Source organism: Roseicyclus sp., assembly GCF_052168335.1.
Taxonomy (GTDB): domain Bacteria; phylum Pseudomonadota; class Alphaproteobacteria; order Rhodobacterales; family Rhodobacteraceae; genus Roseibacterium.
Map to the genome: position 1 here is coordinate 1 of NZ_JBQLZP010000478.1, position 3758 is coordinate 3758.

Genomic DNA, 3758 nt, shown 5'->3' on the forward strand with positions numbered 1-3758 from the left:
CTCCCCGACGTCCCGGCTGCGCGGGGACGGCGGCGGGCGGACGCCCTGGTTGGCCATCGCGGCGCGGCGCTGGACGGGCGCCTCGGCGGCGCGGGTCAGGGCGCGCAGCGCGTCGGTCAGGTGGTTGATGTCGGCGCGCAGCGCCTCGTTGACGCTCACGCCCTCGTCGCTCGGGGCCGTCGCGCCGCCCGACAGGGCGCCGAGCCCCTCGGCGATCTTGTAGAGCTGCACGTCGATCGAGCGCAGGCGCATCCGGCTCTCCTCGTCGAGGCCGCCGCTGGCATGGCCGTCCTCGACGGCCTGCGCGAGGCGTTCCTGCGCGGCGGTCAGCTTCTCGACCGCCTCGACCTGGCCGAAGCCCATCCGGTCGGTCAGCCCGCCCACCGCCTGCACCAGTTCCTGGAGGCGCGCGTCGGTCTCGGCGCGGCGGGCCTCGGACTGGGAATAGAGGCTCTGGAGCGTCTCGATCTGGTCGACCATGTGGTCGAGAACGGTGCCGATCGCACTCCGGTCGACGCCGCCCTCGCCCTCGCCCGACGACAGGCTGACGCGGGTGATCGAGGCGAGCCACTCCTCCATCTCGCGGTAGAAGCGGTTCTGCCCGTGCCCGGCGAAGAGCTCGAGCAACCCCACGATCAGCGACCCGGCGAGGCCGAGGAGCGAGGAGGCGAAGGCGGTGCCCATGCCGCCGAGCTGGTCCTCGAGCCCGTCCATGAGCCGCCCGAAGACGGCGAGCCCCTCCTCGCCCTCGGTCGGCTGGAGCGAGCGGATCGTCTCGACCACGGCGGGAACGGTCGTCGCGAGGCCGAAGAAGGTGCCCAGAAGCCCGAGGAAGATCAGGAGGTTGGCGATATAGCGCGTGATGTCGCGGCTTTCCTCCATCCGCGCGCCGACGGAATCGAGCACCGACCGCGCCGAGGGCTGCGTGAGCTGCATCCGCCCGCCGCGCACCCGGCCGATGGCGGTGGCCGCCGCAAGCAGGCGCGGCGGACGCTCCAGCACGTCCTGGCTGCCGGTCGTGGCCGCCTGCTCGATCCAGGCCACCGAGGAGAAGAGCTGGATCACCTGCCAGAAGCAGGCGAAGACGCCGACGACGAAGACGATGCCGATGGTGCCGTTGAGGTAGGGGTTCGACATGAACACCGGCTGGACCATGGGCCAGACCAGCACGGCGCCCGCGAGCACGCAGCCGAGAATGATGAGCATCAGAACGATCTGACGCGTCGGTCGGGTGATGCGCACGATGTCCGTGCCCTCGGTCCTGCTCGCCACGGCCCCACTCGGTCTCGTTCCAGACGGGCGCAGCCTACAGGCGGCGAACGGCGAAGCCAATGGCCGTCTCGGCAGCGCGGCGTCGCGTTTGCGTGTGCGGCGTCACGCGGCCGCGGTCAGCGCCTGCACGCGCGCCACCAGCCAGTCGAGATCGGCGTCGGCGAGGCCCAGTTCGGCCAGATGGGACGCGGTGTTGTAGAGGTATTCGTCGTTCGGCCCCCGCCCGCCGGTGGCCGCCGCGATGATCCGCGCCTGGCTCTCGAGGTCGAGGTCGCCGCGATACTGCTCGTGCGTCGGGTCGATCACGTAGGTCAGGACCTGTCCCTGCCACGTGCCGCAGTCGCGGAAGACCACTTCGGTCCGCGTCTCGAGATAGGCGGAGGAGATGAGCTCGCGCTCGCGCAGGTAGTCCAGCGTCTCGGGCGCGTACTTGCCCTCAACCCGGAAGGCGAGGCCGTCGCAATGCGCGCCGTCGGCGGCGTCGAGCGCGAGGACGAGGCCCGGACGCTCGGGCGTGCCGCGATGGTGGATCGAGGACATGCAGAAGCTGCGGTGCCAGCCGTGGAGCCGCGCGACGCGCGCCTCGGCCACCGGGAAGCCGGGGTTCCACAGAAGCGAGCCGTATCCGAAGACCCAGAGGTCCCCGCCGTCATCCGTCATCGTCATGGTCCTTGCCGTCCGGCCCGGCTATACCGGCCCGGAACGGGAAACGGAACGGGGTGCCCGGTGATCGGACGTGTCTTCGGCGGACGTGTCTTGGGTGGACTGGCCTTTGCGGCGCTCCTCGGCGCGCTCGGCTGGTTCCTCTGGGCGCAGGGGACGCAGCGTGTGGTGGCGGACTGGCTCGACGCGCGCGCCGGGGAAGGCTGGTTCGTCAACTACGAGGCGCTCGACGTCACCGGCTTCCCCGCCGAGTTCCGAACGGTTCTCGAAGGGCTGGAACTGGCCGATCCCGACACCGGCTGGGTCTGGACCCTGCCGCGCCTCGACCTCGTGCAGCCGGTCTTCCGCCCCGGCGAGCTCCGCGCCGTCTGGCCCGCCGAACAGCGCCTCGCCTCGCCCTACGAGCGGCTGACCGTCTCCTCCGCCGCGATGACCTCGGACCTCGAGCTGCAGCCTGCGGCCCACTACGCGCTCGACCTCTCGGACACGCAGCTCGAGGAGGTTTCGGTCGAGAGCAGCGCGGGCTGGCGCATGGCGCTCGGGCAGGGGCACCTCACCATGGCGCGGCGGGAGGGGACGGATGCCTCCTATGCCGTGTCCTTCGCGGCGCGGGACCTCGCGCCGCCCGCCCGCGCGCGGGCGCAGCTCGACCCCGCCGGCGTCCTGCCCGAGACGGTCTCGGTCCTCGGCTACGAGGCGGTGATGGACTTCGACCGGCCCTGGGACCTCCGCGCCATCGAGGAGCGGCGGCCCCAGCCCGTCCGCATCGACCTCGGCGAATTGCAGGCGGTCTGGGGCGGCCTCCTCCTCCGCGCGGCGGGGGAGATCGAGGTCTCCGACACCGGCGTGCCCGAGGGCGAGATCGCCGTGCGCGCCGAGAACTGGCGCGACATGGTGGAGCTTGCCGTGAACGGCGGCGTGATCCCCGAGCGGATGCGCGGCACGGTCGAGGGGCTTCTGGGCGTGGTCGCGGGCCTCTCCGGCGACCCGGAGGTGATCGACGCGACGCTCGGCTTCTCGGACGGGCGCGTGTTCCTCGGCCCCCTGCCCCTCGGCCCCGCGCCGCGCCTCGTCCTGCGCTAGCGCGTCGGCGGTCGGCACCCGTTTCGCCGGACGCGGCGCGGCTGGCGTTCGGCTCCCCGCCCCTCGCTGGCTCAGCGGCAGTAGCTGCCCGAGCGATGGGACGCCACGTCGAAGTGGAAATGGTCCTGGTGGAAGCGGTCCGAGTTCGGCCCGAGCACCGTGCCGAAGGGCCCGCAGGCCGCCTGGTGGAGCTGTCGCAGGATGCGGCCCTCCTGCCCGTTCCGCCAGTCGGTCAGCACCGTCAGTTCCGACCCGTCGGCGAGGCCGATCCCGGCGATGTCGATGGCGTTGCCGCGCGCGTGCTCGCTGAGCCGCGCCCCGGTCTGCGAATTCCGCGCCCGGCAGGCGTAGGAGGCGACGACGCGCAGATTGGCGACGCCCCCGCCGGTGCGGCCCACCGCCGGCACCAGCCCCTGCCGCACCCAGGTCTGGAGCGCGCGGGCGGTGTCGCAGTTGATCGTGGCGGGCGTGGTCAGCGGGATGCCGTCCACCTCGCGCAGACGCACGGGCTCGGCGATGCCGCAACCCGAGACGCGGCCCGTGATCGGCTCGAGCCGGTCGCCCACGAGGCCGGGCAGACCGCAGAGCGTGCCGCGCACGCCGGGCTGGGCGACCCGTCCGGGCGTCAGGCGGGCGGCGGCGGCCCGGGTCTCCTGCTCGAGCCGCTCGGGACGCGCCGCGGGACGCGGGGAAACCGCCGCCGCCCCGCCGGACGCGATCCGCGCGATGGCGGCGGGCCG

The 3758-nt window shown here is 73.1% G+C and carries 4 protein-coding genes; 1 reads left to right on the plus strand and 3 read right to left on the minus strand.

Annotation, left to right across the window (positions count from 1 at the left end; translation table 11 throughout):
- Together ACTS11_RS14835 and ACTS11_RS14840 are read right to left on the minus strand one after the other, a co-directional pair.
- A partial coding sequence (locus ACTS11_RS14835) for a hypothetical protein (protein WP_442641078.1) occupies positions 1–1272 on the minus strand: 1272 nt, incomplete at its 3' end.
- 102 nt (positions 1273–1374) lie between these two features.
- A complete protein-coding gene (locus tag ACTS11_RS14840; protein WP_442641081.1) occupies positions 1375–1932 on the minus strand; it encodes a gamma-glutamylcyclotransferase in 558 nt (185 codons plus the stop codon).
- A gap of 66 nt (positions 1933–1998) precedes the next feature.
- On the opposite strand from ACTS11_RS14840, the gene ACTS11_RS14845 reads away from it, so the two are divergent.
- Positions 1999–3018 (plus strand): DUF2125 domain-containing protein, encoded by a 1020-nt coding sequence (locus tag ACTS11_RS14845; protein WP_442641079.1) that lies wholly within the window; start codon positions 1999–2001, stop codon positions 3016–3018.
- Positions 3019–3089: 71 nt separating this feature from the next.
- Here ACTS11_RS14845 and ACTS11_RS14850 read toward each other — a convergent pair.
- A partial coding sequence (locus tag ACTS11_RS14850) for an extensin-like domain-containing protein (RefSeq protein ID WP_442641080.1) occupies positions 3090–3758 on the minus strand: 669 nt, incomplete at its 5' end.

Bases quoted from the DNA above. Each gene is read 5' to 3' on its own strand.
- ACTS11_RS14840 (WP_442641081.1), bottom strand. From the start codon at position 1,932: ATGACGGATGACGGCGGGGACCTCTGGGTCTTCGGATACGGCTCGCTT.